At 69.8% G+C, this 25,454-nt stretch carries 25 protein-coding genes and 2 pseudogenes; 10 read left to right on the forward strand and 17 right to left on the reverse strand.

Annotated features, from left to right (window positions below; all coding sequences use genetic code 11):
- Positions 1-118: 118 nt before the first annotated feature.
- Positions 119-1,261, reverse strand: a complete 1,143-nt coding sequence (locus tag V6V47_RS13715; protein WP_334628567.1) for a M20 metallopeptidase family protein — start codon at positions 1,259-1,261, stop codon at positions 119-121.
- 393 nt (positions 1,262-1,654) lie between these two features.
- A complete protein-coding gene (locus tag V6V47_RS13720; protein WP_442934230.1) occupies positions 1,655-2,242 on the reverse strand; it encodes a TetR/AcrR family transcriptional regulator in 588 nt (195 codons plus the stop codon).
- Positions 2,243-2,395: 153 nt separating this feature from the next.
- Here V6V47_RS13720 and V6V47_RS13725 point away from each other — a divergent pair, with 153 nt between their 5' ends.
- Both V6V47_RS13725 and V6V47_RS13730 read left to right on the forward strand, forming a co-directional pair.
- The gene (locus V6V47_RS13725) at positions 2,396-3,415 is read left to right on the forward strand and encodes an aldo/keto reductase (RefSeq protein WP_334628705.1); all 1,020 of its coding nucleotides are present in this window, start codon (positions 2,396-2,398) and stop codon (positions 3,413-3,415) included.
- A 657-nt stretch (positions 3,416-4,072) separates the two neighbouring features.
- On the forward strand, positions 4,073-4,819 hold the full coding sequence (locus V6V47_RS13730) for a metallophosphoesterase (RefSeq protein WP_334628568.1): 747 nt from the start codon (positions 4,073-4,075) through the stop codon (positions 4,817-4,819).
- A gap of 297 nt (positions 4,820-5,116) precedes the next feature.
- On the opposite strand, the gene V6V47_RS13735 is transcribed toward V6V47_RS13730, so the two are convergent.
- From V6V47_RS13735 to V6V47_RS13770, 8 genes are all read right to left on the reverse strand, one after another.
- Positions 5,117-6,106 carry a replication-relaxation family protein gene (locus V6V47_RS13735; protein WP_334628569.1) on the reverse strand — a complete coding sequence of 330 codons (990 nt, stop codon included), beginning with the start codon at positions 6,104-6,106 and terminating at the stop codon, positions 5,117-5,119.
- Between the two features lie 353 nt (positions 6,107-6,459).
- The gene (locus V6V47_RS13740) at positions 6,460-8,982 is read right to left on the reverse strand and encodes a type IV secretory system conjugative DNA transfer family protein (RefSeq protein ID WP_334628570.1); all 2,523 of its coding nucleotides are present in this window, start codon (positions 8,980-8,982) and stop codon (positions 6,460-6,462) included.
- A gap of 134 nt (positions 8,983-9,116) precedes the next feature.
- Complete coding sequence (locus V6V47_RS13745) at positions 9,117-10,904, reverse strand: VirB4 family type IV secretion system protein (protein WP_334628571.1); 1,788 nt, start codon at positions 10,902-10,904, stop codon at positions 9,117-9,119.
- Between the two features lies 1 nt (position 10,905).
- Positions 10,906-11,844, reverse strand: coding sequence for a PrgI family protein (locus V6V47_RS13750; protein WP_334628572.1), 939 nt, complete (start codon positions 11,842-11,844; stop codon positions 10,906-10,908).
- Positions 11,831-12,055, reverse strand: a complete 225-nt coding sequence (locus V6V47_RS13755) for a hypothetical protein (protein ID WP_334628573.1) — start codon at positions 12,053-12,055, stop codon at positions 11,831-11,833. Before V6V47_RS13755 ends, V6V47_RS13750 begins: the two co-directional genes overlap by 14 nt.
- Positions 12,052-13,296, reverse strand: coding sequence for a conjugal transfer protein TrbL family protein (locus V6V47_RS13760; RefSeq protein WP_334628574.1), 1,245 nt, complete (start codon positions 13,294-13,296; stop codon positions 12,052-12,054). The genes V6V47_RS13755 and V6V47_RS13760 overlap by 4 nt, the downstream gene beginning before the upstream one ends.
- Before the next feature lies 1 nt (position 13,297).
- Positions 13,298-13,636, reverse strand: coding sequence for a pilin (locus V6V47_RS13765; protein WP_334628575.1), 339 nt, complete (start codon positions 13,634-13,636; stop codon positions 13,298-13,300).
- A 338-nt stretch (positions 13,637-13,974) separates the two neighbouring features.
- Positions 13,975-14,784 (reverse strand): hypothetical protein, encoded by an 810-nt coding sequence (locus V6V47_RS13770; RefSeq protein WP_334628576.1) that lies wholly within the window; start codon positions 14,782-14,784, stop codon positions 13,975-13,977.
- Between the two features lie 435 nt (positions 14,785-15,219).
- Between V6V47_RS13770 and V6V47_RS13775 the strand changes: the two genes are divergently transcribed.
- The 4 genes from V6V47_RS13775 to V6V47_RS13790 all read left to right on the forward strand — a co-directional run bounded on the left by V6V47_RS13775 (position 15,220) and on the right by V6V47_RS13790 (position 18,194).
- Positions 15,220-15,948, forward strand: a complete 729-nt coding sequence (locus tag V6V47_RS13775) for a hypothetical protein (protein WP_334628577.1) — start codon at positions 15,220-15,222, stop codon at positions 15,946-15,948.
- A 446-nt stretch (positions 15,949-16,394) separates the two neighbouring features.
- Entirely contained in the window at positions 16,395-17,075 is a 681-nt protein-coding gene (locus tag V6V47_RS13780; protein WP_334628578.1) for a hypothetical protein, read from the forward strand.
- A gap of 9 nt (positions 17,076-17,084) precedes the next feature.
- A complete protein-coding gene (locus V6V47_RS13785) occupies positions 17,085-17,402 on the forward strand; it encodes a hypothetical protein (protein ID WP_334628579.1) in 318 nt (105 codons plus the stop codon).
- 42 nt (positions 17,403-17,444) lie between these two features.
- Entirely contained in the window at positions 17,445-18,194 is a 750-nt protein-coding gene (locus tag V6V47_RS13790) for a hypothetical protein (protein WP_334628580.1), read from the forward strand.
- Positions 18,195-18,206: 12 nt separating this feature from the next.
- Here V6V47_RS13790 and V6V47_RS13795 read toward each other — a convergent pair whose 3' ends face one another.
- The gene (locus V6V47_RS13795; RefSeq protein WP_334628581.1) at positions 18,207-18,836 is read right to left on the reverse strand and encodes a hypothetical protein; all 630 of its coding nucleotides are present in this window, start codon (positions 18,834-18,836) and stop codon (positions 18,207-18,209) included.
- A gap of 65 nt (positions 18,837-18,901) precedes the next feature.
- Here V6V47_RS13795 and V6V47_RS13800 point away from each other — a divergent pair, with 65 nt between their 5' ends.
- Positions 18,902-19,159 (forward strand): transcriptional regulator, encoded by a 258-nt coding sequence (locus V6V47_RS13800; protein ID WP_334628582.1) that lies wholly within the window; start codon positions 18,902-18,904, stop codon positions 19,157-19,159.
- A gap of 649 nt (positions 19,160-19,808) precedes the next feature.
- Positions 19,809-20,183, forward strand: a pseudogene (locus V6V47_RS13805) (ATP-binding protein).
- 77 nt (positions 20,184-20,260) lie between these two features.
- Here V6V47_RS13805 and V6V47_RS13810 read toward each other — a convergent pair.
- From V6V47_RS13810 to V6V47_RS13820, 3 genes are all read right to left on the reverse strand, one after another.
- Positions 20,261-20,743 carry a GNAT family N-acetyltransferase gene (locus V6V47_RS13810; protein ID WP_334628583.1) on the reverse strand — a complete coding sequence of 161 codons (483 nt, stop codon included), beginning with the start codon at positions 20,741-20,743 and terminating at the stop codon, positions 20,261-20,263.
- Between the two features lie 367 nt (positions 20,744-21,110).
- Positions 21,111-21,575: a hypothetical protein gene (locus tag V6V47_RS13815; RefSeq protein WP_334628584.1), complete on the reverse strand. Its 465-nt coding sequence runs from the start codon at positions 21,573-21,575 to the stop codon at positions 21,111-21,113.
- On the reverse strand, positions 21,572-22,279 hold the full coding sequence (locus V6V47_RS13820) for a hypothetical protein (RefSeq protein ID WP_334628585.1): 708 nt from the start codon (positions 22,277-22,279) through the stop codon (positions 21,572-21,574). Before V6V47_RS13820 ends, V6V47_RS13815 begins: the two co-directional genes overlap by 4 nt.
- A 56-nt stretch (positions 22,280-22,335) precedes the next feature.
- Here V6V47_RS13820 and V6V47_RS13825 point away from each other — a divergent pair, with 56 nt between their 5' ends.
- Positions 22,336-22,638: a hypothetical protein gene (locus V6V47_RS13825; RefSeq protein WP_334628586.1), complete on the forward strand. Its 303-nt coding sequence runs from the start codon at positions 22,336-22,338 to the stop codon at positions 22,636-22,638.
- Between the two features lie 65 nt (positions 22,639-22,703).
- Here V6V47_RS13825 and V6V47_RS13830 read toward each other — a convergent pair.
- Both V6V47_RS13830 and V6V47_RS13835 read right to left on the reverse strand, forming a co-directional pair.
- Positions 22,704-22,916 (reverse strand): annotated as a pseudogene (locus V6V47_RS13830) (helix-turn-helix domain-containing protein); the annotation flags it as partial.
- Between the two features lie 201 nt (positions 22,917-23,117).
- Complete coding sequence (locus V6V47_RS13835) at positions 23,118-23,498, reverse strand: hypothetical protein (protein ID WP_334628587.1); 381 nt, start codon at positions 23,496-23,498, stop codon at positions 23,118-23,120.
- Between the two features lie 193 nt (positions 23,499-23,691).
- On the opposite strand from V6V47_RS13835, the gene V6V47_RS13840 reads away from it, so the two are divergent.
- Positions 23,692-24,069 carry an immunity protein Imm33 domain-containing protein gene (locus V6V47_RS13840; protein WP_334628588.1) on the forward strand — a complete coding sequence of 126 codons (378 nt, stop codon included), beginning with the start codon at positions 23,692-23,694 and terminating at the stop codon, positions 24,067-24,069.
- Here V6V47_RS13840 and V6V47_RS13845 read toward each other — a convergent pair.
- Positions 24,027-25,433, reverse strand: a complete 1,407-nt coding sequence (locus V6V47_RS13845) for an MFS transporter (protein ID WP_334628589.1) — start codon at positions 25,431-25,433, stop codon at positions 24,027-24,029. The two genes, V6V47_RS13840 and V6V47_RS13845, sit on opposite strands and share 43 nt — an antisense overlap.
- Between the last annotated feature and the right edge of the window lie 21 nt (positions 25,434-25,454).

Raw genomic sequence — 25,454 nt, forward strand, 5'->3', positions numbered from 1 at the left:
ATCACAGGTGTCGTGTGCCATCGAGGTTGTCCCTCGGGCCGGCGCAGGTTGTCCGCATCAGGGGTTTGCGTCAATCAAAGTTTGTCTGTAGATGCTGACGACTACGGCGAGGTCGGAATCAACGCGCTGCGTCCCCGGGCCGAGACCTGAGGCCGATGCCCGCGGTGGACCAGGCTGCCAGCCGGTCGGTCAGGAGACCGGCCATGGCGCGCACGCCGTGGCCGATCGCCCGCTCGTCGGCGGCGAAGTCGGGGGCGTGCGGCGCGCCGTTCATCCCCGACTCGGCGTCCGCGACACCGAGGTAGAACATCGCGCCCGGCGCCTCGTTGAGAAACAGTGCGAAGTCCTCGCAGTTGAAGGGCCAGGACGCCCGGGCCCACAAGACGGACTCCTGCCCCAGCGCCGCGCTCAAGTACCGGCCGGCCGCCGTGCTGAGCTCCGCCGAGTTCACCATGGCGGGGAACGGATCGCCTGGGAACTCGACGTGTCCGCCTGCGGCCGCCGCGAGCCGCTCGACCCGCGCGCGTAGCTCAGGAAACCGCTCCTGCGGCCAGACCCGCAGCAGGATGTTCGCGACGGGCTGCGCGTCGGACGTGTGTTCGGTCCACTGGTCGACGCACACCGATTCCTGGATCGAGGCGGCGATCTCCGGCTCCACCACCGCGCGAAAGCGCGCGTGATAGTCGCCGACGCTCTGCGGGTACTCGACGGTGCCGAGCGCGGCCACTTCGGAAGCGATTGCGGCGACTGCCGCATCGTCCCCACCCGGCAGCACTATCCGGATATGGTCCAACCCGGGCAGGCCGTATCCCGGAGACACCGCGATGGTGCCGGCCGGGAACGGGGCACAGTGCAGCGCATAGCTTTCGCGCGGCGCGAGCCGTTGCACCAGCCCGGTCTCGAGCATCGCCCGCGCACCCTGCAGGGGCTCCTCGGCCGGCTGGAAGACGAACGCCAACCGGCCGCGCACCGGCTCAGAGCCCTGCGCCAGGGCCCGGGCGACGCCGACGCCGATCGCGGTGTGCAGATCGTGCCCGCACAGGTGCGCGACGCCGGGGACACGCGAGGCGAAGCCCTCATCGAAAACCCTGTCCGAACGCGGGAAGGGCAGCACGGCCCGTTCTGCGTCGACGGCGTCCATGTCCGCCCGGTACACCACCGTCGGGCCGTCCGCGGAACCGTCGAGCACCGCGAGGACTCCATGCCCGCCGACGCCGGTCGTCACCTCCAGCCCCGCCGCGCGCAGCTGCTCCGCGACCAACCCGGCCGTCTCCCGCTCCTCGCCGGCGAGCTCGGGCTGGCGGTGGATCTCCCGGCGGAGCTCGATCAGCTCTCCGTCTTGTGGTGTCACGTGGCAAAGGTGACGAAGCGACTGCCGGTACGCAACTGGTTATCGCGGTGCCGCCGCCTGGCCAGGGACCAGGGATGGCAGTCACGCTCAGCGACATGTTCTGAGCCCTGCACTGGGCCCAGCCGGGGCCAAATCACACCGCCACACCACTCACAATCCTCGACCGGCGGGGCCGGATCACGCCGTCCGGGTGGGGCGACCCCGGACCGTCAGAACCAAGGAGTCGATATTCCGTTTGCGTGAATCAGGGCACCCGCGCCGCTGCCGGCACGCCGCACATGAGGAACTCGTGTCGGAGTCTGCCTAATGGAGGCGTAGCCCTGTGATGAGGAGTTCGACCATCCGACGCGCGTCGTAGCGGGGGTCGTTGTTCGCGCCGATGCAGAGATTGCCGACGCCACGCAGCAGTTCGTAGGCATCCAAGTCGGGGCGAATCTCGCCCGCCGTGGCAGCAGCCTCGAGAAGTTGGGCGCACACGGGGACGAGGCGGTCGAGGAAATAGGCGTGCAATGTCTCGAAGGCGGCATCGCCGGACTGCAACGCCTCGGCGAGGCCATGCTTGGTGACCAGGAAGTCGACGAAAAGGTTGATCCAACCCACCAGGGCGGCGTGCGGTGTGCTGCTGTTCGCCAGCAGTGTCGGACCGGCCTCAGCGCATGCCTCGACCTGGTGTTGGTAGACGGCGACGATGAGATCGGCTCGCGTCGGGAAGTGGCGGTAGATCGTGCCAACGCCAACGCCGGCTCTGGCGGCGATGTCGCGCACGGGCGCATCGACGCCGGACGTGATGAAAGCCGCAGCGGCCGCGTCCAGCAGTGTCTTCTCGTTGCGCCGGGCGTCGGCCCGTTTCCGCGGGCCCGACGACCCTGATCCGTTGTCGATGTCGACCACTGCGCGTTACCTCCGTCACTTGACTTGGTAAGCGGAACCATGTTCCGTATGTTGGTAACGGAACATGGTTCCGCTTCCTCAGGATACCGAGCAGGCGAGCCACGACCAAGCCACGCTTCGCAAACTCGCTTCACCCCTCAAGGGAGAACAGTCATGCAGTACCGCACTTTGGGCCGCACCGGCGTGCAGGTCAGCACCCTCGTGCTCGGCGCGATGAACTTTGGGAAGATCGGCAACACCAGCCAGGAAGAAGCCACCGCCATCGTCGATGCGGCCATCGAGGCGGGGATCAACCTCATCGACACCGCCGACGTGTACAGCGGCGGCCAGTCCGAGGAGATGGTCGGCAAGGCCATCGCCGGCCGCCGCGACGACATCGTGCTGGCCACGAAGGCGAGCTTGCCGACGGGCGACGAGCGCAACCATCGGGGCAGTTCGCGCCGCTGGCTGGTAACCGCGTTGGACAACAGCCTGCGCCGTCTCGGTGTCGACCACGTGGACCTCTACCAGATCCACCGGTGGGACCCGAGCACCAGCGACGAGGAGACGCTGTCGGCGCTGACCGACCTACAGCGGGCGGGAAAGATCCGGCACTTCGGCTCGTCGACCTTCCCCGCCTATCGCATCGTGCAGGCGCAGTGGGCCGCCCGGGAGAACCAGCTGAGCAGGTATGTCACCGAACAGCCCAACTACTCGATCCTGCAGCGTGGGATCGAGACCCACGTGCTGCCCGTAACCGAGGAATACGGCATGGGCGTGCTCGCCTGGAGCCCGTTGGCATCGGGATGGCTGTCTGGTGCGATCCGCGCCGGTCAGGAGATCAGCACGAACCGCTCAGGCTTCCTGCGGCAGCGCTTCGACATCGCTGTCCCCGCCAACCGCGCCAAGCTCGACGCGGTCGAGCAACTGGCCAAAGTCGCCGACGACGCCGGCCTGACCATGATCCAGCTCGCGCTCGGATTCGTCACCGCGCACCCCGCCGTGACCAGCGCGATCATCGGCCCCCGCACGATAGATCACTTGCGCTCCCAGCTCGCCGCCGCAGACAACGCGCTCTCCGCCGACGTGCTCGACGCGATCGACGCGATCGTCGCTCCCGGCGTCGACCTCGCCGCACACGAGAAGAACGACACGCCGCCCGCCCTGCTTGACGCGGCGCAACGACGTCGCTGATCGCTCGTCACGTCAGGCGGCAGGCGCTCGCGCACCCCCTGCCGCCTGACGCGTCGCACCGGCCCCCCGGAGGATCTCGCGATCGATGACCTTAATCGAGCAAATAGAGAACCTCGGAACCCCCGCAGACCTGACCGACGAACCCTCACGAGGCAACAATCCCCCAACCTCACGGCCTACCTCGACGACAATCCATGGATCGAGCGGCCGCGGGGACACGCAACCAGCTGGCCACCGAACCCACCCAACGGCCGGACGCCGACCTGACCAAGCGCCCTGACGTTCAGTAACGCGCGACTCGCGGCAGAGGGAAACACCAGCTTCGTGAGCTCGCGCCCAGCGGTATGGTCGGCGATGTGCACGCCGCTTCGCGCCTTCCGAGCCTGCCTGAGCTGGCCGGGGTCCAGAAAAAGCCGTTCAGCGACTGGTAGGACGGCGCCATCACGGGCGTTGCCCTTCAAGGCGGTCGCGAATATGAGAGAGCTGCTACCGGGGTGCCACCCTCGGCATAATTCGCTGAGTTACCGCCTGCCGCCCTCGACGCTACGACGAACCTGCCCAAGAGCCACATTGCCACCGCCCCCACAATTCGCGGCAACGGTAGCGGTTCGGGCAGGGGCTACCGTCGGACCGACGGAGGTCAGCATGACGAGGATCATGATCATCGGTGATGTCGGGGGATGCGTCACCCAACTGGTGGCGGCAGCAACACCTGCGATCGAGGATCCGGGCACCGTGGTAATCCAAGTCGGCGACCTGATCGACCGAGGCCCGGACAGCGCCGGAGTTCTCGCCTTCGTCCGGCACCAACTGGAGGACTCGCCGCAGCGATGGATCCAACTCATCGGCAATCACGAATCGCAGTACGTGGGTGCCGACGTGTTCTGGCCACACCGGCTCGCGGACGAAGACGGCGCGCTCCTGCAGGCCTGGTGGCTGCGGGACCGCCTGCAGGTCGCCGCCGCGATACGCACCGCCGAAGGAGAGGAACTCCTCGTCACTCACGCCGGGCTCACCGTCTCTGCCTGGCAGCAACTGGGTGAGCCGGTCACCGCGACCACAGCCGCGGATCTGCTCAACACCCGCCCAGAGGAGGTGCTGTGGCACGAACGCGGGCCGCTCTGGGCCGAAGCCGGCACCGACCTGTACGACTCGTGGCTGCACGCCGCCGAACCCTCGCCATTCGGGCAGGTACACGGCCACTCCACCGTCGTCGATTACCGCCGCGAAGCGTGGCTGTGCGGCGAGCGAATCCGGCAACGCACCGCGGTGGACTGGGCTGCCCGTCACACGTTCACCCGCATCGGCTTGAGCCGGTTCATCGGCGTCGATCCGAAACATGGACGCGACGGCGCACCGCAGTGGTCACCGTTGGTCTTCGACAACGCCACGCTGCTCGTCTGACCACCGATCAGCGAACGTCGCCACCCCTGGGACCGAACCCGCGCTGGCGTGCTCGATTCTCGCCGCATGAGCGGCGGCCCACTCACAAGTCTCACGGGCCATCCGCTCATTGGCGCGTCCTCAACGGCCTTACCTAAACGGGCCGTGGTGGGAAGCTCCGGCGCCCTCGGCGCTAGGAACGCGCTGGTGGAACGGCCGACGGCCCGTTCGGCCAGTCACCGATACCGACCGACATCCCTGAGCTCACGAACCGGCGCCGGTCATACGCGGCGAGGGCACGCTACCCATTGGTGCGGGTCAGCTCTCGGTTCGGCCCGCAGAGTCGAGGACGAGGCGCAGTGGGTGGTCGTCCGGTCGCGCCGGTCCGGGGGTGAAGGGGCCGGGTTGGCCGTGGCTACTGGGCAGGTCAGCCAGGGTGAGTCGGTGGCGTCCGTTACCGGCCATCCGCCACACCGGCCCCGCCGGATCGGACCCGGATTCCGGTGAGGTGGTGGCGACGATCAGAGTCGGCTCGGGCCGGTCGGCGAGCCTGCGGTGCAGGTTCTGCTCGCGCAGCCGGCTGGGCAGGACGAACAGGACGGGGTATTGCGGGCCGCCCTCGGCGACCAGCTTGCGGTGAGAGGTCAACTTGTCGACGAGGCGACCGAGTGGCTCGGTGCCGCGGTCGAGTTCGAGGAAGAACCCGGTCTCCTGATCGCCGTCGGTCCACACGCCGTGGCCGTCGGGTTTGATGCGGTGCCCGAACGCCGCAGCGGTGGTGCGTTCAGACCACCAGCGCGTCAGCGCCGCACCCGGCTGGTGGCGGGCGTGCACGAGCAGCGCGACGAAGACGTCGTTGACCGCGAGCAGATGCTGCAAGGTCGGACTCGAGTAGATGCGGTCCTGGCGTTCCCGCACTGCCCTGGCGGTCGGCGGGTTGTCGTCGCGGGCGAGGGCAACGTATCGGGAGGACAACAGGCCGGGCAGCCAGCACACCGGGTTGGGTGCGCCCGGCCGGTTGCGGAGGAACCGGTCGATGAAGCCGAGGCGGCGCAGCAGGTGCAGGCGATGGCGACAGGTGGTCAGGTTCGAGAAGAGAACGGAGGTCAGGTGGTCGGTGGTAAGGGTGAGGTGGTCGTCGAGGAGGGTGGCGATGGTGTAGTCGCGCGCCCGGAGACGGTGGGAAACATCGATCAGGGTGGTGGCGGGGCTGCGACGAGGGTTGATGGCGCGCAGGACGGCAGGGGTTGCGTCCCCCGCGGAGAGCTCCCCCTCGGGGAGGTGTCGGGATGCGGTGTGTGCGGACATGACGGCTCCTAGCTGGGCTGTTGGGCGGTCAGGGGCGGCCTGGCCCCGGCAGTGCGGCGCCGGTCACCGGCCGGGTCGGTGGCGGTAGCAGGGACCGGGGACGTAGCCGAGGCGAGAAGGCAATGACCGGGTGCTTCGCGGGGACATCCGACAACCGGGCGACCGGCTGCGGCAGGCACAGCTCGCCGGTCCACCGGCGGCTCCCCCGTGGCCACCGGGTGGCATCGCGTCCCGCCCCGGTGTGCGCGGGTCGTCGCGCCCCGGCGGCGACGACCGTGAACCCTGGGCTGGTGGATGCGTTGCGTGACCGGCTCGCCGGGCTACCCGGTGCGCCCTGGCGGGTGGTTGTTGGACTAGCTCGGATCAGGGTTGCCGTGGACCGGTGGGTCGGTCACGCGGGCGAGCCGTGCGATCGCCGTCCGGTTCCCCGACCTCTCGGCGACGGCCGGCGCGGCGGCCTGCCGGACGGCCGTCGCTTCCCCGACCAGCGGCCGCGGCGGGTTGGTGCGCAGGGTGAACGCGGCGGTCTCGCGGCTGTTGACGACGAGCCGGCATCCCGCCCGGTAGGCGTCCAGGTGCGACAGGTCGTGCTCGTCGAGCTCGGGCATCGTGTGCCGGGCCAGCTGGTGGGCGTCCTCGGGGGCGCAGGAGAAGAACACCTTGTTGCGGGCGTTCGCGGAGAGAGCCAGCTGCGTCTCACGGGGCATCTGCGTCAGGTTCTGGTGGGCCAGGACCAGGCCGAAGTGGTAGCCGCGGGCCTCGGCGAGCATGTCGCCGACCGACCCCGGCAGGTTGAGGAAGTTGTGGGCTTCGTCGATGTAGGCGAACGCGTCGCGGCGGTCGGCTTCGGGTAGCCGGGCGCGGCTGGTCGCGGTCTGCCAGGCGGAGGCGAGGACGAAGCTGCCCATCAGCCGGGCGGTCTCCTCACCGATCTGCCCCTTGGGTAGGCGGGCCAGCAGGATGCCGCCGTCGAGGACGCGACGCATGTCGAAGCTCGACTGCGGCGCGCCGAGGGTGCGGCGGACGAAGTCGCGCAGCAGAAACGCGCGCAGCCGGGACAACACCGGCCCGATGACCTGGGCGCGCAGCGGCGGCGGCGTCGACTCGAACCATTCCCAGTAGCCGCGCAACCCCTCCGGGTCGTCGAGGTCCTGGGTGAACGCGTAGCGGAACTTCTTGTCGTTGAGCAGCGGCGGGATCAGCGTCAGCGTCGCGTTGGCCTTGCGCAACAATGTCAGGCACGCCACGCGCAGCGTGTCGTCGATGCGCGGCCCCCAGTGTTTCGCGAAGATCCGCCCGAAGATCGACACGATGTTGTCCACGACCAGGTCGTGGTCGGCGCCCTGCAGCGGGTTGAGGGTGGTGCCGGCCGGCTGATCCGGGTCGATGATGGTCAGCCGGTTGGCGTGGCTGGTGGGGATCCGGTCGAGCAGGTCGAGGACCAGGTCACCCTTGGGGTCGATGACGACGACGCCGCGGCGGGCGTGGATGTCGTCGAGGATCATGTTGAGCAGCAAGGTGCTCTTGCCGGAGCCGGTGGAGCCGAGCACGTGCAGGTGTTGACGGGCGTCGGGGACGGTCACGGCCACGGAGTGCCCGCCGACGTCGGCGCGGCCGAGGACTTTCGTGCCACGCCCTCCGGCGGCGACGGCGACGGGTGCGGGCATCGGCTTGGCGCGGGCCCGGTCCAGCCCGGGCACGGCGATGTCCTGCGGCAGGGCCGCGATCGTGGACAGCTCAGCGGCGGACAGCAGGAACCCGCGGCGCAGCACCCGGGCGGCCAGGACCCGGGCCGGATGCCTGGTGGGCAGCCGACGTAGCCGGTTGCGGCCGGTCCACGATCCGAACGCCGACGCGATGCCCTGCGCGAGCATGACCAACCGCGCAGTGAGAGTGTCGGGGTCGCTGCCGCGGGGGTTGGTGTGCGCGACACCGAAACGCACCGCCACGTCCCATGCGGTGCTCGCGAGTTTGTCGATGCCGGCGCGGCCGTCCCGCTCGCGCCGCGGGTCACCGTTCGGTACGGGCGTGTGCGGCGCGGCTGCCGGCGGCCGCCGGCCTGTGGTGAACAGCCCCGCGCTGAGGTTGAACACGACGCGCAGCCAGGTGGCGGGGTCGAGCAGGTCGTGGGGTGCCCGCCCGGTGCGCAGGCTCTGCACGCCGCGGCGCAGGCCCCGGACCTGCCGGGCGGTGGCGGGCCGGGCCAGGACCTGCACGCAGGCGGACTCGGCGGCGTGCAGGCCGGAGGCGGCGGCGATCAGGGTGCGCAGCGGGTCGTTGTCGTGGTCGGTGTGCAGGGGGTACCAGGGCGCCAGCGTGGGGGCGAGTGCCCCGCCGACGGCGAGCGCGCCCCGAGGCAGCGGCGCACTGGCGTCGGTGACGGTGCACGCGGCGCCGGGCCAGGCGCCGCGGATCGCGGCCTGGACCGGCGCGGGGTGCACAGTGCCGGGCACCCAGAGGGCGATGGTGAGTTCCCGGCCGCTCCACCGGTACTCGACGGCGAGGTGCGGGCGGCCGTCGCGCAGCCGGCGCCGCCAGCCGGCGTGCAGGATCTCGGCGAGGGTGGCCCAGAGGGTGGCGGCGCCGTCCGGGTCGACCTCCGGCGGCGGGCTGATGGTGATCAGGTGGGCGTGCCGCGCCATTCGGGTGTGCCGGCGACGGGCCACGGCGGTGCGTGCGATGTAGCCGGCGGCGGTGAGCAGCACGGTGACCAGCGCGAGCCAGGGCCGGTCCCGGCACCAGTCGACGCCAGCGGTAGCCGTGTCGAGCAGCCACTGCGACGGACCGGGCAGCGGCGGCGCCGACGGTGAGCTGGACGTGGACGTGGGTGTGGGGACGACGGCGGGGATGTTCGGGAAGACGACGCTGCTGTTCACTAATCGGGTCCTTCCAGAAATGCCGAAAGGGCCGCGGTCGCCATCGGCCCAGGGCCCACGGCCCACGGCCCTCGGCCCTCGGTCACGTGGTTGAGTCACGGCCGGTCCCGGCCGTCGCGGTGCGGCGGCGGGCGTCATTCGTCGTCGGGGAGCTCCAGGTCACCGATGCACAGCCGGTGTTCCTGCTTGGAGGCCACGGCCTGGAAACCCACCCGGTGGGTACCCGAGATCAGCAGGCCTTCGCCGCGGCGGGCACCGAGCAGCACCCGGGCTTCGCCGGCGGTGAGGCCGAACACGTCGGCGACGAGGTCGACCGCCTGCGGCGCCTGCCGCAGCAGCACCTGCGTGGCGGCGTTCGCGATGACCACCTGCCCGAGGTCGGAGCCGAGCAGGTCCCCGACATCCTGGGTGATGACCGCCAGCCCGGCCCGGCGTTTCCGGGCGGCCTTCGCCAGGCGGGACAGGAACTTCGCGCCTTCGCCGTCGCGCAGCAGGGTCCAGGCTTCGTCGACGACGACGAGCCGGCGGGGCGTCTGCGCCGAGTGGATGGCGGGGGTGTCGACGTCCCGCCAGATCGCGTCGAGCGCGAGGAGCATGCCGGGGGCGCGGAGTTCGTCGGCGAGCTGCCGGGTCGACCAGCACACCAGTTGGCCGCTCGGCACGGTGGTGGTGGGGCCGTCGAAGAGGCCTTTGAACGATCCTGTGGTCCACGGGGACAGCCGGGCGGCGAGGGTGTCGGCGGCGTCGGTGCGTTGGTCGGTGAGCGCGGCGGCGACGTCGCGGAGCAGCGGGGCGTGCCGGCGCCACGTGTCGGGGTCGTTGGAGATGCCCGCCTGGTCGTAGGCGTCGTTGATGGCCGTGTCCAGGGCGGCCCGCTCCGACGGCGGCGGCTGCTGCCCCAGCAGCACCGCGATCAGGGTGTGCAGGAACAACGCCCGGTAGGTGCGGGCCTGCGGCCGGCGGTCTCCGGGCGGAATGTCGAGGGGGTTGACCCGGACGCCGGCGGCGCCGAGGGCGATGGTGACGCCGCCGACGGCGTCGGCGAGGCGGATGTACTCGTTGTCGGGGTCGATCACCGCCACGTGCACCCCGTCGGCGAGGGAGCGGAGCACTTCGAGCTTCACGAAGTAGCTTTTTCCGGCCCCGGACCGGGCGAGGACGACGCTGTTGGCGTTGTGTTGCGCCCATCGGTCCCACCAGACGATGCCGTTGCTGTCGGGGTTGAGTCCGTAGAGCATGCCGCCGGTGGCGGCGGGCTCACCGGGCAGCGGCGCCGGCAGGTCCGCGGAGGCCAGGGGGAACGCCGAGGCGATCGCGTCGGTGTCCATCACCCGCCGCATGCCCAGCGAATCGGTCGCCAGGGGCAGCGTGGTGGTCCAGCCCTGCAGGTGCCGCCAGGTCGCCGGCTGGGTATCGAGCAGCACCGACGCGGCGGTGGCCCGCACGTGCGCGACCGCTTCGTCGAGGTCGTCGAGGGTGGCCGCGTGCACACACAGGTACAGGCCGACGCGGAACAGTTTGCTGTGGCCGCGGGCGATCCGGTCGGCCAGCTCCGCGGCGTCGTCGGCGGCGGCCTCGGCGATCGGGTCGCCCAGGCGGCCCTTTTCGGCGTCGGTGCGCCGGTTGGACTCCAGCCGGGCCCGCTGCCGGCGCAGCCGGGCCGCGGCGGTCTGCGGTGTGAGGGGATCGATGTAGACGACGACATCGAGGCGACCCGGCCAGGCCAGCAGCGGGTCCAACCAGGCCGGTCCGACCTCGGCGGGATAACCCGTCACGATCAGCGTGGCCGCGTATCCGTCGCCGACGCGCAGGTGGCGGGGCGTGTTCTCGACTCCGGCCGGGCCGACAACGGCTGCGAGTCCCGCCGCGTCGGCCGGGCCCGCGTCAACAGTGCTGGGCTTGCGCCACCTCCATGGGGGCATGTCAGTCTCCTGCTTCGGTGATGGCCGCATCGGGCAGGGCACGGGCCCAGGTGACGTCGGCCGGGGTGTAGGGGTCGGTGGCGCAGGTCAGCACCGCGGCGGCGCGACCGCCGTCCAGGACCGCGGTCTGCGCCCCGAGCGCGGACAGCGCCGACGCGGCGTGCTCCGCGCGGCGCAGGACCTCGGTGTCGCGGCCCTTGTCGCCGGCCGCGGTGACCGCGACGGTGACGGTGCGCCACAGCGGGTCTCGTCGTGCCGCGAGGTCGTCGAGGAAGCCGGCGTAGTCGAGCGCCGCCCGGGCCAGCGCCGGATGAGCGATCGTCCCGGTGGTCGCGGCGATGCGGTGGGCGTGGCTGGACAGGTCGACGCGCTGCGCAGAGATCACGATCTGCACCGGCCCGGACAGCGAGTTCAGCCACCGTCCGTAGCTGCCGATCAGGGCGGCCTGCTCGTCGCCGGTGCGCAGGCCGATGTTCACGGTGGTGCAGGCGACCAGCGCCACCGCGTGTGCCCCGACGTCGATGACGCCCGTGTCGCTGATCGCCGTCGCCGGTAGCCGCAGGACCGGCACCGTCGTGCAGGGAGTCGCGGGGGCCGGCGCCCACGCCGGTGCCACGGCCGGTCGTCCGGTCGCGGCAGGGGCCAGCCGTTTCGGACTGCGGGTGTGCCGGACCGCTGCCATCAGCCAGGCGTCCAGGGACAGGCCGTCGCGGCGCCCCAGGGCGAGCACGATCGCCGCGCCGGCGAACGGGGTGAGGAGCGCGATCAGGACCGGCTGCGGCAGCAGCGTCCCCACCGATCGGACGATGCCGTAGCCGAGCACAGCGGCCACGGCCAGGATGGCCACCTGCCGCGCCGTCAACCCGTAGACGATCTTGTCCGGGGTGTCGACGTCGGCGGAAATACGGGCGCGCGGGGCGGCGTCGTCACTCGGGCGCATCACAGTCACCCTGACCGGGGGTGCCGCCAGCGGCGCGGGCCTTCATCGCCTGGGTGTAGAGGTCCACGCCGTCGGCGATCTCCGTGGCGGTGTATCGGTTGATCGGCCGGCCAGTGGGCCAGGCGATAGCGACGAGGGTGGACGTGTCCCCGCCGGTGGGGGGAGGGTCGGCAGGTGTGTCCGAGCGCGAGGCGCGGTGAATGGTGGTCATCGGGGTGCCTTTCGCGAGGGCGAGACCGCGCGGGCCTTCATCGCGCGGGTGGAGAGGTCGACGCCGCCGGCGATGTCGTCGCGGCTGTATGGGCGCACAGGGCGCCCCGTCGGGTAGGCGATACCGGTGCGGCCGGGACCGGCACCCGACGGTCGGGGCAGCGGTCGGGGTGCGGACATGCCGAGACGCGGTGCCGGGGACCACGCGGCGGGGCGAGGTCGACCCCCGCCTCCCCCGCCTGAAGTCACCGGCCACCCTCGGGTGGCCGCGCCCGCCCCACCGCCTCGACCGCCGCTACCGCCGACGGCACGGCCGGGCCCTCCCCGGGAGCCGAGCGCACGGGGCAGGCCCCGGGTCAGCTGCTGCACGAGCACCACCCGCAGGATCGTGCCCATCGCGTTCGGCCGGCCCTGCGTGACGTACCGCCTCATCAGCGCCGGGATCTTGACCACGCCCCACAGCAGGCAGACGACGATGAGCAGGTTCATGACCGCGCCGGGATCGCCGGGCAGACCGAGCAGCGGAAGGTTCGCGTCCGGGGCCAGGAAGATCGTCAACGTGGTGTGCAGGGCGACGGCCTGCAGGGTGACCGTCCCCAGACAGCCGAGCAGGGTCCGCCACCACAGCTTCGCCGCGCCCTCGGTCTGTGCCGTGCCGTGCAGGGCCACCGCGATCGGGGCGATGCCCACGGTGACGACCAGCAACCCCAACCGCATGATCCACTGCACGACGAGCATGCCGAGCAGGACGGTGATGAGCAGTCCGATCAGGATGAGCAGGAACCCGACCGGGCTGGTCCCCGCCTGCCCCGACAGGGCGGCGACCGTGATGGCGCGCAGCTGCCGCAACGAGCCGGGCGCGGTGATGTCCTGCCCGGTCAGCGCCGCGGTGAACGCGTTGGCCAGCTGGATCGCCGTCGAGCAGATCGGGATGGCGAAGTTCGCCGCGATCAGGCCGATGACCAGCCGGGGGATGAGCTCCCCCGGCCCCACCCGGGACTGAATGGTGTCGCGGCCCATCACCAGGATCGCCACCCACAGAAACGCCAGCACGTAGCACGTGTTCACGATCGCCAGCGAGGTGTCGGCAAACGCGGTGACCTGCGGCAGCAGCGTGACGTCGGGGCTGACGAACACCGTGGCAGCCAACAGGTCCCACAAGGCGGTCAGCGCGCCGAGGATGGTCTCGGCGAACCAGCCGATGATGGGATTGATGAATTGGCCGACGAGCCAGTCGTCCACGTCAGCCCCCGACCCAGCTCTGCACGACGGCGAGCAGGATGGGCGCCAGCACCGCCAGGGCGTAGCCGATCAGCGCGCTCTTCAGCGCGGACTTGGCTTTCTCCACCTCGGTCGGGTCGCCGCCCGCCGCGAGGTACCGCAGGCCGCCGATGGTCAGGAACAAGGTGGCGACGCCGATGAGGATCCCGACGATCCAGCTGGTGATGTTGCTGATGACCACCGGCAGGGAGTTGGCGGCCAGGTGATGCGGCTCGGCCGCGTACACCGGGTCCGCGCCGGTCACGGTCGCCAGGAACACGACCGTGACCGCGATGGCGCGGTAGAGGATGCGGCGGATCATGGTGAGCACCTCCCGCCCCGCTTGCGCGGGGCCGATTGGGGATTGAAGTGCGCCACCGGGGATCGGGGCGGGCCGTGGGAGCGTCGCTCCTTCCAGCCGTGAAGTGATCGGGTGCGAACACGGCCACTCAGGCCGGCCGCGCCCCGATCCCCGGGGCGCCGACACCGGCCGCTTCTCGGTCCGATGTCTTGCCCACAAAGGCCCACTGTTGGGCGGCCAACACGACCTGCGGCGCGCCGCGGCGACCCAACAGCGACCCAACAGGCCGTCACTGTTGGGTCGCGGCCGCCTGCCGGTGGGTCGCGGGTCGGTAGGAGTGCGCCGCTGGTAGACGGCCATCACGCGCTTTGAATGACGGCGACCCGCTGGTGAGTCGCGGCGACCCGGCGGCGGGCCTCGTCACTACGGCGACGCCTCAGCGGCACGAACGCGAGGTCACCCGCGCGGATCGCCTCCAGAAGCCGACGTTCGGCCTTCAACCGCCACGACGAGGCCAGACTGGCGGTGATACCGAGGCGCACCGCGGCCTGCGCGAGCGTGTCGTTCTCCAGGCGAGTCGCGGCGATCAGGTTCGCCTCGTCGGCGTCGATGACCCCAGCCGCAACCGCCCTGGCCAGCACCAGGTCGGGGTGATCCCACGGCTGCACCGGCGCGATCGGCCCGGTCGCGTCGGTACGGACGAGCGGGGCGTCGGAGTCCGCATCGCGGGCCTTACGGGCGGCGCGCAGACCGGCGTCGAGGAGCCGGCCGACCACCCGCGGCGGCTCAAGGTCGATGGTCGTCAGCCGTTCGACGAACCCGACCAGCAGCTCGGCGTCCAGGTCACGGGTGTCCCCCCGCCACCCCGACGCGAGGAGCCCGGCGAGATGCCGCAGGCCCGGCAAAGCGATGCCGACGGCGGCCACGACCCAGGCCGGGCCGTCCCGGCGAGCGCGGATGACCAGCTCACGCCACACCGCGTCGCGGACCTCGACGCTGGTCTGCGGCGTCAACAGCAGCCCACGGAGCCGCTCCAACGGCAGGATCTCGTCCGGCAGGCCGTCGAACCCTCGAGCGTCAAATCCGACATGGGTGGGCGGCGCGACGAGCAGGGTGAAGGCACGGCCGGCCGCGGACAGCGGCGACGACGGCCAGGTTCGAGCAGACATGGCATCCCTCACGAGACGCTCGGGCACCGCACCTTGACGGCGATGCGAGACCCTTATCCGCCCACGGCGACCGAACAGTCCACGATCACGCGCGCGGGGCCAAGAGCCTGTTGTGCCTGCTCCGGGACCATCTCCACCCAACGACCAATGGGAGGACACCGCCCGGCATCGACAGGGCGCGGCAGCCCAACAGTCCGGCTCACGACCCCTGTTGGGTGCTGTTGGCCGGGAAAGATCCGCAAGTCGACGAACGGCCGGCCGGGGCAGCCGGCAGCGCCCCGGCCGTGGCGGGGAGCAATCTGAGCCACGGGCCAACAGATTCGACGCTGTTGGATGCCGTTGGGCAACCGACCACGTCACCGGGTGCTCTACGCCGGTTTGGCGAGGCCATTTGTCCATGCGAACACGGTCAGTCAGCGCGGGAGCCACCCGCACATGACTGCTCTACCTGACCCCACGCCGATCGGCCCGATCCGCCCGAACCTGCTTCACCGCCCGGCCCGCCCGCACACCGACGAGGCGATCGTCGTCGGTGGCGATGTCCCGATCGCCGTCTGGCGCCTCGACGACCGCGACGACGCCGGCCCCGCCGCCCTCCCGGGCAGCCCGCTCGCGTCGCGCTTGGCGCAGCGACTCATCCTCGTGTACACCCGACGCGGCGACACCATCGTCGACTTCGACAACGACCCACAACTGGAACACGCCAGCGCCCGCACGTCCCGCACCTACCTGCCCATCACCGACCCCACCGCAGTCGCCGACCTCGACGCGCTCACCGATCCGGTCAGCCTCGTCGTCCTGCGATGGCCGCCACGGCACCACACCCGGACACCCGCCAGCATCACCGACCTGTTCGCCGCCTGCCAGCTCATCATGACCGCCGACACCTGCGTCATCGCCGCCGTCAGCTCCGCAGCACCCGGCCAGCCCGGCGCGGCGTACGCCGAACACACGCGCGACCTACTGCCCGCTGCCCGCGCCGCGGGCCTCACCCACCTCCGTCACATCGTCGCGGTCACCGGACCCACCGGCCGCGATGAATTCCTCTACTACGCCCGGCGGGCCGAAGCCGAGGCGGCACGACGGGTCTGGCCAGACGGCGACATCGGAACGAGCTACAGCGTCGACCTCCTGGTCTTCACCATCGGAACTCGTCATGGCTGACCCCGACGAGAGACAGATCGAAGGCAGCGCGTCACGACGCGCCGAACCCGCTGCAGGCTGCGGGCTGCGCGGTGACTCCGGCCCCTGTCGCCGGCCACACCGCCGCTGCGTCGGCATACGACCGCATCTCCGCGTGGCGATATCGAGAGCGCACCGCAGGGTCCAGCTAGACGACAACGGGATCGTGCTGGGATAAGACCCGGACCAGCAACCTCGATCTTGTCCGGGCGCACCTGGAACGACCACAGCTCAGCGCTCACCACCAGACGCCACCTCTACCGGACGGGACACCGCGACGGAGATCGGCGCGGTCCCCCGAGGCATCTCTGCCGCGACAATGTCCTCGCCGTAGCGAGACGTCCAGCCCAACGCCCAGGGTCCCACGGATCTTGGTCATTCACGTACCGTGGTCCTACCTCGCCGTGGCGGGCGCATCACGGAAAGCGTTGACCGAGCAGGAAGCCGGGGGGCGAATGCAGGGCAGCAGGCATGAACGCCTCAAACTGGCGAGTCTGGACTTCCTGGGCGACGATTCCGCCCTACGCGAGCAGGCCGATCGTGCGCTGCGCGAGACGGGACGTGAACTGCGACCCGAAGAGTGCTCCAGGACGGACCACTCCGGCTCCGTCCGCGTGGTGGTCAACACCCAACGAAAGGTCTCAGCTGTCACGATCGCTCGCGACTGGCGCAGCCGGCTCGGCCCCAGCAGGTTCGCCGACGCGCTCTTCGAGGCGTACGCCGCCGCCGTGCAGGCTGCCCTCGAACTGGCAGCGCTCCTCCACCTGCAGGCGGAGGAGAAAGGTCCCGCAGCGCCGGATCAGGAGCCGCTCGACAGGAGCCCCGAGCGGGACGTCGACGAGCACACCTGGCTGCGCGACACCTGGCGGACGCTGGACGACCTCGACGCGGATTTGGACGCTGCGGCTCACCTGGGGACGCGGACGGACGAGTCGAGCATGTCGAGCCCCAACGGTTGCCTGACGCTGCGCATCCGCGGAGGCGGCATCACCGCCATCACCGGCGACGTCAGGCGGATCGCACGGGCAGACGCGGGCCAGCTGCAGTTCGAAGCCCGTTCCCTCTTCCGCGCGTTCGCGCTGGACCGCACCGGACGGACTGGATCGTGAGGTAATGAGATGGCTGAACTGAACGTCATCACCGACTCGCTCCGCGATGAGGGAGGTAAGTGGCTGACCCTGTCGGACCGGGTCGCCGCCATCAAGGTCGCCGCGGAGCAGCTGCACCTCGACCCCTCGGCCTTCTTCATCGGTGACGCGAACGTCCTCATCCACTCGCTGGCATACACCGACTTCCACACCTTCATGGTCGCCGTCCTCAATGGGGCGGTGACCGAATTCGAACAGGTGGGCAAGGCCCTACGGCACATCGCCGACGAGTACGACCGGGCCGACGAGATCGTCTCACTCGACCTCAACAAGATCTACAAGGCCTAACGACCCACCGCACGACGTTCGGAGAGGTTACGGAGCGCCCCCATGCAGCCAGGTACCACTGATCTCGAGTACGGGGAACCGTTCAACAAGGCGTTCGACCACATCCGCTCCGGCGTCGACACGGCAATCGCCACCTTCAACGAGATCGTCGAGCAGGTACAGCAGTGGAAGTGGCTCCTCGGACCCGCAGCACTCTTGTGGATCAAGCACAGCCTGGACAGCACCAAAACGGCACTGAACGCCGTCCTCGACCGCGTCGAGCAGGCCTTGGAGCATCAACTGCCGGTGCTCTCGCTGATCGAGGTCAGCTTCCGCTGGGTCAACGACGTGAAGACCCCGGTCTCCGAACTCTCCTCCGCCACCACCGACCCGGCGAACGAGAACCTGCCCAAATGGACCGGCGACGCCGCGAGTGCCTACAACGCCAAGGCACTCAAGCAGAAAGCCGCAGTCGACGAGTCCGTCGTCAAGTCGGAGTTCATCAGCCAGTGGCTGTTCACGATCGCCAAGGCGAACGTCGACTACGCCGTTCAACTCGCGAAGATCGTCACGGGACTGGTCGGCAAATTGGCGCAGGCAGCGAGTGAGGGTGCAACTGTCATCGACCTACCGTGGGCCATCTCCACCCTCGCCGAGTCGGTCGGCGACCTGGTCACCGCCGGCCTGGACGTTCTACTCACCATCGGCCAGCGCTTCGTCGACGCGCTGGGCAACATCCGAGACATCGCCACGCAGGTCGGCGACCACTCGAAGCTACCCGGTGGGCGGTGGCCCGAGGCCGTCCGAGGATGACCGACGGGCCCATCACACCGTGGGTACGGCCGACTGCGTCGCCTTGAGCAACGTCAGCGCCTTCGAGGCGAGCGATTCGGTGGCGGCATACGAAGCACCGCCGACGGCCAACCAGACCTTCACCACCAGGTTGCCCGTGCGCGCGCGCACCATGTACTCGGCGTACTTGAAGCCGGGCTCGGAGCGCCTGGTGAAGGCTTCGGCCTCGTCGCCCACACCGGTGATGACGCCGGCTGGAGTCATCACCGTCACCTGCGCCGTAGCCCGGTAGAGCAGCCGCGCCTCCTGCTCACTGACAGGCGTGGACGCCTCCACCCGCAGGTTCGCCTGATACCCGCCCCTCGTCCGCATCTCGAACAGACACGACGCACCCGGCTGCCCCAGCGGTGGCGTCGGATCGGTACGGGCCACCGTCAAAGACAGTTCCGCCAACGGCCGAAGATCAGTACGCTTGCACAGCTCCAGATCTTGAGCGCGATAAATGGGGCCGACCGAGGCGGTGGGCGCGGTGGAGGCAACGCTGCTCGTGGCCGGCCCGGCGGTCGGCGCACCCGCAGGAGCCGGGGCACCGTCACAGGCGGCAGTGGCGAACACCGCAACGAACGCCACGACAAGACGAGAAACACCGGCCGACGCAGACACGTCTCGAACATACCGGCCGCGGAGCTGGCAGACTGCCCGAGCGACGAGCCACTATGGTGCCGGGTATGACCGCCGCAGAGACCCCGGAGCACATCGCCCGGACCCGCATGGTCACCGCCCGGGCGGTCCTGCAGGGCAAAGCCGATCTTCGTACGTACCCCTATCGTCTGCTGGCCGTGGTCTCCCACCACGGCCTCGGCGGCGACAAGGTCAGCGAGGCGGTTGCTGCCGCCGAGGTCCTGGGCCAGTTCGGCTGGGACCTCGTCAACATCTCGGAATTCGCCTCCAACAAGATCGTCTACGCGTTCCTGCGGAGACGGTGACGATGACTCTCGGCCCCTGCCGGACCTGACGCAGCTGAACAGGTGACCGCCATCGGACCGCAGCGTTCCCTGGATCGGCTGACCGCACTACTGGCATGTCGCGCCACTCAACGATCTGCAGGAGGTTGACGCTCACCCGAAGCGATGCCCGGAGGGTGGATGCGGTGAAACAGGGTTCGACAGGCCAGAGCTGATAACTGTCCTTGCCCGCAGGTCGCGTTGGGCGCCTGCGATCGGCCCTACGGGCTCTTGCCAGTACGAGCACGTCCCGTTTGACCGAACAGTCGGACGAGCCTCGACAATTGGCGCGCGGTCAGTTGAACGACCACTCCCAACTCCGCAAAGCCGCCCTCCGCACCAGCGACCGGCCCTTCGGGACCGCCCTGCCAGCACGAACACGCTTGCTTAACCGAAATGATGTTGGACGGTCATGCAGACCGTCCAAGCTCTTGCTCCTCACCACGAGTGACGGTGAGGACTTCCTCGCGGACCCCTCCCGGGCGTGTCGGCGCGAGAGCCCGGACGATCCGGCGGACGAGGCGCTGACGAGCTTGGCTGCTACCGTCCGTTCCTGGACGAGGACACGTTCCGGGCGCTTATCACGGAGTCCCGACAGGAGAGCGGAAACAACACCGAGCTCGCCTCGCGCGTGCTCTTCCGCCTCCTCGCCGCGAAGCTCGTCAACGAGCTTCTCCAGGCCGCTGACGAGAAGGATCTGAACAAGACCATCGCCCGCTACGGACGCATCGACCTGCTGTGTATTGATGAGCTGGGCTATATGGAACTGGACCGGCGCGGCGCCGAGCTGCTGTTCCAGGTGCTGACCGAGCGGGAGGCGAAGGCATCCGTGGCGATCGCGTCGAACGAGTCGTTCTCCGGCTGAACCATGACGCTCACCGACCCGCGGCTCTGCGCCGCCATCGTCGACCGGCTCACCTTCGACGGCAACATCATCGAAACCGGCACCGACTCGTACCGTCTCGCCCACACCAGACGGAAGCAACACCACCCGATGCCCGCCTAACACAAGCGGCTGGCACGGCCCGTTGGGCTGCTGTGACCCGGCGCGGGGCACGTGAGCGCACCCCGCCCCGGATCAGATCAGAGTTCCCGGTAGTAGACGGCGACCGGCAGCAGCGTGCAGCCCAGTGCTTCGTACAGGGCTCGGGCGGGCGCATGGAATCCGTCTCCGCCCGTGCCGATCGTGACGACCTCGGCGCCGAGTTCCCGCATCGCGGCGAACGCATGCTCGCACAGCACGGTGCCCGCGCCGAGCCGGCGGTGCTCCGCGGACACGGCGAGGATCGTGACGCTGGCATTTCGGCGCTCGGGTTCTACTGCCCAGGCCACGTAGCCGACGATGGCACCGTCGATCTCAGCGACCGCGACGTACCGGTGCTCGGCGGGGTCGTGGAGTTCGGCAACCTGCTTGACGTAGTCGTCGCGCCACTTGCCGTGCTGGTTGGCGAAGACAGCCTCGCCCACAAGAGGGCGGAAGGATTCTTCGTAGAACGGCCCGAACGTCTCGATGGTCAGTTCGGTGAGCCGGGTCAGGTCATGCTGAAGAAACGAGCGGATACGCATGTGAGTGTGCCTTTCAAGCTGAGGTTCTGAAAGCCAACACAACGGGCATCAGATGGCCAGCCAGCAGCCGTGACGACGGCGAGCCGACCCTCAGCGGCGGGTACGCCAAGCGGCGAAGCAACTCATGATCGGAATCCTACGGGGCGCTGCAACCGCATTCGTGGCACAGAGCGGTCGCCAAGGCCGCGGGGACGAGATCTCAGAGGGCAGCCGCTATCACATTGGGTGACCCGGCAGGGAACCCAATGCGCCCGCGGTGGGGCCACTTCAAGCCGTCACAACGGCTGCCGTCCAGAGCCGGGTGGGGCCACTATGGCCATCAGGGTTGGGGCCACCGGAGGCCGTCGGACTCAACACGCCGACCCAGTTACCGGACCGGCCGCCGCTGGTCCGGCATGAGCCCACGATCATGTCGGTGAATCCTGTGTCCGGCTCTGCGCCTTCCGTCCAGCTGAAGCTGAGGCTCAAATCTGCAGACGGGCGTTGATCTGCTCGACGGGTGGGAGCCGCCGGACGGGTTCGTCAGCGATGGAGTAGACCTCCAGGAGCACAGATAGCCCTCGCCATCGACGAGTAACACGATGCCGGCGTCGAACTCGTCGTCGCTGATGTCAGCCGAAACTGGCGCACCGGACAACACCGTGGCCGGCGCTGCAGCGCGGTCCACAGCAAGGCTGACGGTCACGCAGCCGCAGCCGCACCGTCCCTCGACAGTGGCGAGCGGCAACTGCGCACGCAACTCGTCGCGCCCAGGGAACGGCACGGACAGCAGCCGCGCGATGACGTCCCGCTCGGTTTCGCTGAGCGGGCGAGGCATGTCGTCGCCGGTCATAGCGCCGCCTGATGGGGCAGGCCGGCATGGAACCGCAGCAGCCGGACCTTGTGCTCACCCAGGATCGGGCGAGCACCCTCAATCAGCTTGTCGACTTCGGCGGCGCGATCGCCCGACGGCCCGTGATAGGTCGTGGCCGCCTGCCGATCGAGCCACGAGCTGATGTCCGCCCGCGCACCGACGCGCAACCGGTCGTCGGGATCATCGACCAGACGTAAGTTGGTGGCCAGCCGCTGCCACGCGCTGCCCCAGGTCAGCAGCCGGTAGCCCGCGAACCGGACATGCGGCGCGTTGCCCGGCCTAAGCAGGGCCTCAAGCATCTCCGGGTCAAGGACCCCGAGGTCGTGTCGCAGGGCCGCCACCACCTGGCGGGTCACCGCGCCAGACTCGTCGCGCAGCAGTGGCACCAGTTCGGCCGACCGGGTCACGCCCAGGCGACGCAATGCTCGGACCGCTTCGACCCGACCACGCGCACGCGGATGCGCCAGCCACCGCCGAACCAGGCCGGCATCCTCGACGCCACCGGTCTCGCCGAGCCCGGCGATCACCCCCGGCACCGGCAGCTCCCGCCGAGCAAGCAGGCGATAGAACTCTGCCGGATCCGCGCCGCTACGGCGGAGCCCGGCCTGAGCGATCGCCCGCACCAGCGGATGCCGATCAGGCAACGCCGCCTCAGCAGCGCCCAGATCACCGACCGCAGTCACGGCCTGCAGCGCCTCAGCCCGAACCAGCGCAGTACGGCTGACAGTAACCCCCGCAATTGAGCCGGGCCCGTCGCGGCCCGAACGGCCCCTCGGGCGCACAGGGACCGGATCGGCAGGTCATCGTTTTTCATCGCGGCCGTGATGCCGGCCTGAGGGCGGATCACGAGGGGTCCGAACTCATCGAAGGCGAACACCCGCTGCGGGAAGTGGGCGCTGACGTACTCGATGCGGGCGAGTTTGGCATCGCGCTGCGGGTCGGTGGACTCCTTCCACGTCTTGGTCCGCTGAAAGGTGATCCGGTGCTGGTGCAGGGTCTGCCGCAGCCGTTCCCGCCCACGACCATCCGTCGCGCGGCATGAAGGTGCAGGTGGTCGGCGAGCCTGCGGATGCTCCACCGGGTGACCGGTCGCTCCAGCCTCTCGGGGCGGGTGTTGGCCGTTTCGACGATGAACTGTTCCTCGTCGCTACTGACCTGGCGGGGACGGCCACCCGCCCACTGAGGGTCCAGGCTGGCCATCCCCCTCTCGTTGAACCGGTGGATGACCTGCCGGATCGTGTCCTCGTCGGCCTGAACCAGGCGGGCGAGGCCCCGTGTTCCCGCCTGGCCGAGGCGAGCACGACCATCGCCCGCCGCAATCGGATCGCCGAGCCGGTTCCCCGGCGGGTGATTCTGAACAGCTGCTGACCTTCCTGATCACTCAGCCGTCGAACGCGTACGAGATCTGCCACCGCCACAGCGTGACCGGCACAACGCCGCCCGGCCGACAGGCCGCGCGGCGTGTCAACCAACACCGTGAACGTTAGTGGACACAGCACTAGCTGAACCTTCAGCCTGGGGTCAGGCGGTGAACCAGCCCACCGCCGGGGCGCGGCGGTAATCCGGCCGGCTCGCCCACACCTGGTCCCACGCGTGCTCCTGCGTCGAGTCCAGACGTCCGTGCCGGGCAGCGTCAGCGTATGCGCCCAGTCGACGGTGCAGCGCCGACGCCGCCTCGACGTCCGATGCCCTGATCTCGTGCAGCACGTACCGGCGGGGACGACGATCGAGTGGGTAGACCCCGGCGAACCAGAACTCCCGCTCCTCCCACCGGGCCAGCCCGTCGATATCCCCGTCGTAGAAGTCGTCGCACCACAGAATCTCGACGCCGGACAGCTCACTCAGCCTGGCCAACACCGACTCCTCGTGCATCAAAAGATCTTCGTCGGGTTCCTCAGGCACGCATAGACCCTAGCGTCTGCTGGCGGTGACCAGCCTTACCATCGACCGAAGGCACCAGACCTAATCATCACGACCTAGCGTCAAGGATCCTGCGACGCCGATCCGTCAAACATGATGCGGAACCAAGCAGCACTACTCGGCCGATGTCGTGCTCCGATTGACCCTTGACAGTTCGACTCCACATGATGGGTAAATGATCAATTGGTGTCGTCGCCTGCCGGACCCCAGTGTCTCGGCCGCACAACGCGACATGTGTCGACGCTTCGCGGTCGAGCCAGCGCCGCCGGGACAGCGAACGATGGTCGGCCTCGCACTGTCGCGCCCACGCCACCTGGAACCGCTTAACGCCCTGCGGCACCCGATCGCAGCCAACAGCAACGGCTGGTTCGTGTGGCGCGGCCCCGCGATCCCCCAGGAAGACGACAACTTCTTCGCACCCTTGCATGTTGAGCACCTGGACGAGCACGCCCCAGAGCTTGGGCCGTACCTCGCACTCCCACCAGGTTGGGGCGTGGTACTCGCACCCGGCTACGAGGACGTCTGGTACGACGAGACTCTTTCCGACATCTGACCTCGGTGCGGCGGTGACAGGCCGGCAGGGCCTGTCTCGGTTAGATCCACAGACGCCGAAACCCCAACGGGTTGCGGTGATTCGGGTGCGCTCTCGTGACTCGGGCCATCGGGTTCCAGGTGTCCTAGTCCGGGAGTCGTGGCGGCGGCGCGTAGTGCCGATTCCACCCGACGGTTGCTGGTCATGGTGGCCGTGACGGCGGTCATGGCAAGGAGGATGCCGGCGGCGACGTAGAGCGGGGTGCGTACATCGTAGGCGGCGGCCAACCAGCCGCCGAGGATGGCGCCGAGGGGGGCGGCGCACATGGCGAGCATGCGGGAGGTGGAGGCGACCCGGCCCATGAGGTGGGTGGGGACGATCGCCTGCCGGAGGGAGGGGCCGAGCACCATCGTGGCGCCCATGCCCGCCCCGCAGACGGCGAGCGCCAGCCCGGCCAGGTACGGGTTCGGGGCAGCCGCCAGGCCCAGGATGGCAAGCCCTTCGACGGCGGCCGTGCAGGTCAGTGCGGTGCCGGTGCCGAGCCGGCGGCCGAGGAAGGAGGCGATGCCCGCGCCGAGCAGGCCGCCGGCGGCCTCCGCCGTGAGGAGCAGGCCGAAGCCGAAAGTGTCGATGCCGAGCCGGTCGTGCGCGAAGAGGGCGAGGACGGTCTCCACGGCGAGGAAGGCGACGTTCCCGACCGCCGGACGCAGCGCGAGCCCGAGCAGCAACCGGTCCCCGAAGACGTACGAGGCCCCGGCCCGCGCCTGCCGAAGCAGCGACTCACGGACCTGCGGTACGGGCCGCGGCACGGCAGGCAACGACCGTACGAGCACAGCGGACAGCGCGAACGACACCGCGTCGACGAGCAACGGAACCGCCCGCCCGAGCACGAGCAGCGCACTGCCCGCAGGCGGCCCCGCGAAGCCGGACGCGGCGGTCTGAGCGCCGCGCAGGCGGGCGTTGGCGCGCTCCAGGAGCGCGGGGTTGCGGCCGAGCAGATCCGGCAGATAGGCCGTGGCGGCCGTGTCGAAGAAGAGTCCACCGAGGCCGAGCAGGAAGGCGACGGCCGCGAGCAGCGGAATGCTCAGCACGTCGAGCGCGGCCGCCGCGGCCGGTATCGCGAGCAGCACCGCGCGCGCGGCGTCCGCGATCCACATCGCGCGCCGACGGTCCCAGCGGTCCACCAGCGCACCGCCGAGCACTCCGAAGAGCAGCCACGGCAGTGTTCCGGCGGCCGTGACGACGGCGAGCGCCATCGGGTCCCGCGTCAAGGTCAACGCGAGCAGCGGCAGGGCGGCGTGCGTTACTCCGTCACCGAGCGAGGAGATCGTCTGCGCGGTCCAGAGCCGCCCGAACCCGGTCGGCAGCTTCACCATCTCGGTCATCCGATTCCGGGTCACTTCCCC

The sequence above is a fragment of the Micromonospora sp. CPCC 205539 genome (assembly GCF_036906815.1).
Classification (GTDB): Bacteria; Actinomycetota; Actinomycetes; order Mycobacteriales; family Micromonosporaceae; genus Micromonospora.